Here is a 5,400-nt window from a genome sequence, read left to right on the forward strand (position 1 = left end):
ACCACGCAGAAGGTGCCGTTCCAGCTCATCGCGGGCGAGAACGACCGCGCGGGCGAGACCGTGAGCTTCCGTTTCCGCGACGGCACGCAGGAGAACGGCGTGCCGATCGCCGACGCCGTCGCACGCGACCCGCACGGACCACGCGACCCGCACGAACCACCTGAACGAACGCGCACGAGCAGAAGGAGCATCCGATGACCGAAGAGATCCTGCCCGCCGGCAACGTGCGGCTCGCCGTCCGCGCCGCGAGCCGTGACGACGCGATCCGCGAGGCGGGGGCCGTGCTCGTCGAGAGCGGTGCCGTCGACCCCGGCTACGTCGACTCGATGCTCGAGCGCGAGGGCTCCGTGTCCACCTACATGGGCAACTTCCTCGCGATCCCGCACGGCACGAACGAGGCCAAGGACCGCATCCGGCGGTCGGCCCTCTCGGTCGTGCGCTACGACGAGCCCGTCGACTGGAACGGGGAGGAGGCCAGGTTCGTGGTCGGCATCGCCGGCATCGAGAACGAGCACCTCGAGATCCTGTCGAAGATCGCGATCATCTTCTCCGACGAGGACGCCGTGCAGGGCCTCATCGCCGCGTCGACGGCGCAGGAGCTGCACGCCCTGCTCTCCGAGGTCAACGACTCGTGAAGGCCGTGCACTTCGGCGCCGGCAACATCGGGCGCGGGTTCGTCGGCCTCCTGCTCCACGACGCCGGCTACGAGGTCGTGTTCGCCGACGTGAACGCCGAGCTCATCGACGCGCTCGCGGCATCCGACCACTACACCGTGCACGAGGTCGGTGCCGGCGCTCGCGACCTCGTCGTCGACGGCTATCGCGCGATCAACAGCCAGACGGATGCCGCAGCCCTCGTCGACGAGCTGGCGTCGGCCGACCTGGCCACCACCGCCGTGGGGCCGAGCATCCTCCGGTTCATCGCACCGCACCTCGTCATGGCACTGCGCGCCCGGCCGGCGGATGCCCCGCCGCTGGCGATCATGGCGTGCGAGAACGCGATCAACGCCACCGATCTCCTCCGCGACGAGATCGCCTCGCTGTCGAGCCCCGAGGAGTGGCCGTCGCTCAGCGCCAAGGCCGTGTTCGCGAACACCGCGGTGGACCGGATCGTGCCGGGTCAGGCGCCCGACGCCGGCCTCGACGTCACCGTCGAGACCTTCTTCGAGTGGGCGATCGAACGACCGCCGTTCGGCGAGCACGCGCCGGCGATCCCCGGGGCGCACTTCGTCGACGACCTCGCGCCCTACATCGAGCGCAAGCTCTTCACCGTGAACACGGGCCACGCCGCGACCGCCTACTTCGGCTTCCTCGCCGGGCACTCCCGGATCAGCGACGCGCTCGCGGATCCGGACGTCGCCTCGGCCGTGGAGCGGGTGCTGGGGGAGACCTCGGCCCTCATCACGGCCAAGCACGACTTCTCGGAGGAGGAGCAGGCCCGCTACCGCGCGACCATCCTCGAGCGCTTCCGCAACCCCGAGCTGCCCGACACCGTGGAGCGCGTCGGCCGGCAGCCGCTGCGCAAGCTCGGCCGCCACGAGCGCTTCGTCGGGCCGGCGGCCGACCTCGTGAGCCTGGGCCGGCCGGTCGACGGGCTGCTGGCCGCAGTGGGGGCGGCGCTCCGCTTCGACGTCCCGGCCGATCCCGAGAGCGTCGAGCTCCGGGAGCTGCTCGATCGCAGCGAGCCGGCCGCGTTCGTGCACGAGGTCACCGGCATCGGCGCGGGGCATCCGCTCGAGGCCGGGCTCGTCGACGTCGTGGCGGCCGCGAAGGGCGTCGGGTAGCGCCTGCCGTCGGGGTGCGCGGCGTCGCGGCACGGCATCCGTGGCCTCGACTGGCGAAACGCCCCGGAATCACCTATAGTTGACCCTTGGTGTTCTGCACGCCTGCTTCGGCATGCCCGACGAGTCATCGTCGGTCGCGAACACATCGCACGACCAGCATCCCAACCTTAAAGCGATAGTGAGGCTATGGCCAAGAAAGACGGCGTCATCGAGATCGAAGGCTCGGTCATCGAGGCACTCCCCAACGCGATGTTCCGGGTGGAACTCACGAACGGGCACAAGGTCCTCGCGCACATCTCCGGAAAGATGCGCCAGCACTACATCCGCATCCTCCCAGAGGACCGCGTGATCGTGGAGCTGAGCCCATACGACCTGACGCGCGGGCGAATCGTCTACCGCTACAAGTAAGGGCAGCTGGAAAGTAACGGCCCGCGGCGTCCCGCGGGTACGAAGACAGCGAACTCCAAGGAACAACAATGAAGGTCAACCCCTCCGTCAAGCGCATCTGCGACAAGTGCAAGGTCATCCGTCGCCACGGCAACGTCATGGTGATCTGCGAGAACCCGCGCCACAAGCAGCGCCAGGGCTAGTCGCGAAGGCTTCGGGGCGCACCTCGTGTGCGCCCCGCTCCCACAACTGAACACCGCAACGGCAGCGCCAGAACCACGGCATCACGGATGTCGCGGGGACACCTCGGGTCGGAGGCCCGGGCACCGGCGTTGCTCCACACCTCCACTTCGAAACAGGAGAAGCCAACATGGCACGTCTGGCAGGAGTCGACATCCCGCGCGAGAAGCGCGTGGAGATCGCACTGACCTACATCTACGGCGTCGGGCGCACCCGTGCGCTGCAGACGCTCGCGGAGACCGGCATCAGCGGAGACATCCGCGTGAAGGACCTCAGCGACGACCAGCTCGTCGCGCTCCGCGACTACATCGAGGGCAACTTCAAGGTCGAGGGTGACCTCCGCCGTGAAGTGGCCGCCGACATCCGCCGCAAGGTCGAGATCGGATCCTACGAGGGCCTGCGCCACCGCCGCGGCCTCCCGGTCCGAGGCCAGCGCACCAAGACCAACGCTCGCACCCGCAAGGGCCCGAAGCGCACCGTTGCCGGCAAGAAGAAGCCCGGCCGCAAGTAACCGCTCGTTCGCCAGATACAGGAGATTTCACACATGGCAGCACCCAAGGCGGCTACTCGCAAGCCGCGCAAGAAGGAAAAGAAGAACGTCGCCGTGGGCCAGGCCCACATCAAGTCGACCTTCAACAACACCATCGTCTCGATCACCGACACCAACGGTGCCGTGATCAGCTGGGCCTCCTCCGGCGGCGTGGGCTTCAAGGGCTCGCGCAAGTCGACCCCGTTCGCCGCGCAGCTGGCCGCCGAGTCGGCCGCCCGCCAGGCGCAGGAGCACGGCATGAAGAAGGTCGACGTCTTCGTCAAGGGCCCCGGCTCGGGCCGTGAGACCGCGATCCGCTCGCTCCAGGCCGCGGGCCTCGAGGTCGGCAGCATCAACGACGTGACGCCCCAGGCGCACAACGGATGCCGCCCGCCCAAGCGCCGCCGCGTCTGACCCTTCCGTCCTGCGGACCGGGGAGCCAGGCCGTCGCGGGATCCGATCGGATTCCGCGACGCGCCCGGTTCACCGGGTGCTCCCCGGCCTGCAGCATCCGTTCTCTCAACAACTCAAGATCCTCGTACTCGCAGGTGTCATATAGCGGACACCCTGCCGAAAGGAATCCACAGTGCTGATCGCACAGCGCCCGACGCTCACCGAAGAGAACATCTCGGAGTTCCGTTCGCGTTTCGTGATCGAGCCCCTCGAGCCGGGCTTCGGTTACACCCTGGGCAACTCGCTCCGTCGCACCCTCCTCTCCTCGATCCCCGGCGCAGCCGTGACGAGCATCCGCATCGACGGCGTGCTCCACGAGTTCTCGACCGTCCCGGGCGTGAAGGAGGATGTCACCGAGATCATCCTCAACATCAAGAACCTCGTCGTCTCGAGCGAGCACGACGAGCCCATCACCGCCTACCTGCGCAAGCAGGGCGCCGGTGAGGTCACGGCCGCTGACATCTCCGCTCCGGCCGGTGTCGAGGTGCACAACCCCGAGCTCGTGATCGCCACGCTCAACGACTCGGCGAAGTTCGAGCTCGAGCTCACGATCGAGCGCGGCCGCGGCTACGTGTCGGCCAGCCAGAACCGCAACGAGTACTCCGAGGCGGGCCAGATCCCGGTCGACTCGATCTACTCGCCGGTGCTCAAGGTCACCTACCGCGTCGAGGCCACCCGTGCCGGCGAGCGCACCGACTTCGACCGCCTCGTGGTCGACGTCGAGTCGAAGCCGGCCATCACCCCGCGCGACGCCATCGCTTCGGCGGGTCGCACGCTGACCGAGCTGTTCGGCCTCGCCCGCGAGCTGAACGTCGCAGCCGAGGGCATCGAGATCGGCCCCGCGCCGGTCGACGCCGTGCTCTCCAGCGAGCTCTCGATCCCCATCGAGGACCTCGACCTGTCGGTGCGCAGCTACAACTGCCTGAAGCGCGAGGGCATCAACACGGTGTCGGAGCTCGTCGCCCTGTCCGAGTCGCAGCTCATGAACATCCGCAACTTCGGCCAGAAGTCGGTGGATGAGGTCAAGGACAAGCTCACCGAGATGGGTCTTTCCCTGAAGGACTCCGTGCCCGGATTCGACGGCGCCCACTTCTACACGGGCTTCGACGACGAGAACTAGTCGACCGCCCGCCGTACCGACACCCCCACCACTGGAGATAACGAACCATGCCGAAGCCCACCAAGGGCCCCCGCCTCGGAGGCGGACCCGCGCACGAGCGGCTCCTGCTCGCGAACCTCGCTGCAGCGCTCTTCACGCACAAGCGCATCACCACCACCGAGACGAAGGCCAAGCGCCTCCGCCCCCTCGCCGAGCGTCTCGTGACGTTCGCGAAGCGCGGTGACCTGCACGCCCGCCGTCGCGTCCTCGGCGTGATCGGCGACAAGGCCGTCGTGCACGAGCTGTTCGCGATCATCGCGCCGCAGGTCGCCGACCGTCAGGGCGGCTACACCCGCATCACGAAGATCGGCAACCGCAAGGGCGACAACGCGCCCATGGCGGTCATCGAGCTCGTGCTCGAGCCCGTGACCCCGAAGCAGCGCGCCGCCAAGCCGGCCACCGCCCCGGCCGCCGACGAGGCTCCCGCCGCCGAGACCGAGGTCGAGACGACCGACGAGGTCGTGACCGAGGCCGAGGCCGCGGTCGACGAGGCCGCCGGCGCCGAGGCCTCCGAGGAGTCGACCGAGGAGCCCGCCGAGGTCAAGTAGCCTCGCAACGCTCGAGAACGGCCCCGGTGCACGGCACCGGGGCCGTTCGTCGTCTGCGTCGAGCGTCGCCCTAGGCTGGTCGTATGCCCGAGAACGAGACCGTCGTCGTCGAGACGGATGCCCCGGCATCCGTCGTGCGCGTGCGCCTGGGCATCGCCTACGACGGCACCGACTTCAACGGGTGGAGCCGGCAGCCGGGCCTCCGCACCGTGCAGGGGGTGCTCGAGGAGGCGCTCGCGACGCTCTTCCGCCGCACGGGCGCCGTGCCGCGGCTCACCGTGGCCGGCCGCACCGATGCGGG

Annotated in this window: 8 protein-coding genes and 2 pseudogenes; all 10 read left to right on the forward strand. The window is 68.9% G+C overall.

Going from position 1 to position 5,400, the window contains the following annotated elements; all coding sequences use genetic code 11:
* Nucleotides 1–198 (forward strand): annotated as a pseudogene (locus GH736_RS25145) (hypothetical protein); the annotation flags it as partial.
* Nucleotides 195–635 carry a PTS sugar transporter subunit IIA gene (locus GH736_RS16350; RefSeq protein WP_159605223.1) on the forward strand — a complete coding sequence of 147 codons (441 nt, stop codon included), beginning with the start codon at nt 195–197 and terminating at the stop codon, nt 633–635. The pseudogene GH736_RS25145 and the gene GH736_RS16350, both read left to right, overlap by 4 nt.
* Nucleotides 632–1,783: a mannitol-1-phosphate 5-dehydrogenase gene (locus GH736_RS16355; RefSeq protein WP_159605225.1), complete on the forward strand. Its 1,152-nt coding sequence runs from the start codon at nt 632–634 to the stop codon at nt 1,781–1,783. The genes GH736_RS16350 and GH736_RS16355 overlap by 4 nt, the downstream gene beginning before the upstream one ends.
* 186 nt (nt 1,784–1,969) lie before the next feature.
* Nucleotides 1,970–2,191, forward strand: coding sequence for a translation initiation factor IF-1 (gene infA / locus GH736_RS16360; RefSeq protein ID WP_011186713.1), 222 nt, complete (start codon nt 1,970–1,972; stop codon nt 2,189–2,191).
* A 68-nt stretch (nt 2,192–2,259) separates the two neighbouring features.
* Nucleotides 2,260–2,373 (forward strand): 50S ribosomal protein L36, encoded by a 114-nt coding sequence (rpmJ, locus tag GH736_RS16365; RefSeq protein ID WP_129520984.1) that lies wholly within the window; start codon nt 2,260–2,262, stop codon nt 2,371–2,373.
* Nucleotides 2,374–2,540: 167 nt separating this feature from the next.
* A complete protein-coding gene (gene rpsM / locus GH736_RS16370; protein WP_159605227.1) occupies nt 2,541–2,921 on the forward strand; it encodes a 30S ribosomal protein S13 in 381 nt (126 codons plus the stop codon).
* Nucleotides 2,922–2,954: 33 nt separating this feature from the next.
* Nucleotides 2,955–3,353 carry a 30S ribosomal protein S11 gene (rpsK, locus tag GH736_RS16375; protein ID WP_159605229.1) on the forward strand — a complete coding sequence of 133 codons (399 nt, stop codon included), beginning with the start codon at nt 2,955–2,957 and terminating at the stop codon, nt 3,351–3,353.
* A 172-nt stretch (nt 3,354–3,525) separates the two neighbouring features.
* Nucleotides 3,526–4,512 (forward strand): DNA-directed RNA polymerase subunit alpha, encoded by a 987-nt coding sequence (locus tag GH736_RS16380; RefSeq protein ID WP_130353495.1) that lies wholly within the window; start codon nt 3,526–3,528, stop codon nt 4,510–4,512.
* A 47-nt stretch (nt 4,513–4,559) separates the two neighbouring features.
* Nucleotides 4,560–5,099, forward strand: coding sequence for a 50S ribosomal protein L17 (rplQ, locus tag GH736_RS16385; RefSeq protein ID WP_159605231.1), 540 nt, complete (start codon nt 4,560–4,562; stop codon nt 5,097–5,099).
* A gap of 83 nt (nt 5,100–5,182) precedes the next feature.
* Nucleotides 5,183–5,400 (forward strand): annotated as a pseudogene (locus GH736_RS16390) (tRNA pseudouridine(38-40) synthase TruA); the annotation flags it as partial.

Origin of the sequence: Agromyces humi (genome assembly GCF_009720255.1) — a bacterium.
Taxonomy (GTDB): domain Bacteria; phylum Actinomycetota; class Actinomycetes; order Actinomycetales; family Microbacteriaceae; genus Agromyces; species Agromyces humi.

Coding starts and splice junctions, on each gene's coding strand:
- rpsM (WP_159605227.1), top strand. CDS start 2,541: ATGGCACGTCTGGCAGGAGTCGACATCCCGCGCGAGAAGCGCGTGGAG.
- infA (WP_011186713.1), top strand. CDS start 1,970: ATGGCCAAGAAAGACGGCGTCATCGAGATCGAAGGCTCGGTCATCGAG.
- rpsK (WP_159605229.1), top strand. CDS start 2,955: ATGGCAGCACCCAAGGCGGCTACTCGCAAGCCGCGCAAGAAGGAAAAG.
- rplQ (WP_159605231.1), top strand. CDS start 4,560: ATGCCGAAGCCCACCAAGGGCCCCCGCCTCGGAGGCGGACCCGCGCAC.
- GH736_RS16350 (WP_159605223.1), top strand. CDS start 195: ATGACCGAAGAGATCCTGCCCGCCGGCAACGTGCGGCTCGCCGTCCGC.
- rpmJ (WP_129520984.1), top strand. CDS start 2,260: ATGAAGGTCAACCCCTCCGTCAAGCGCATCTGCGACAAGTGCAAGGTC.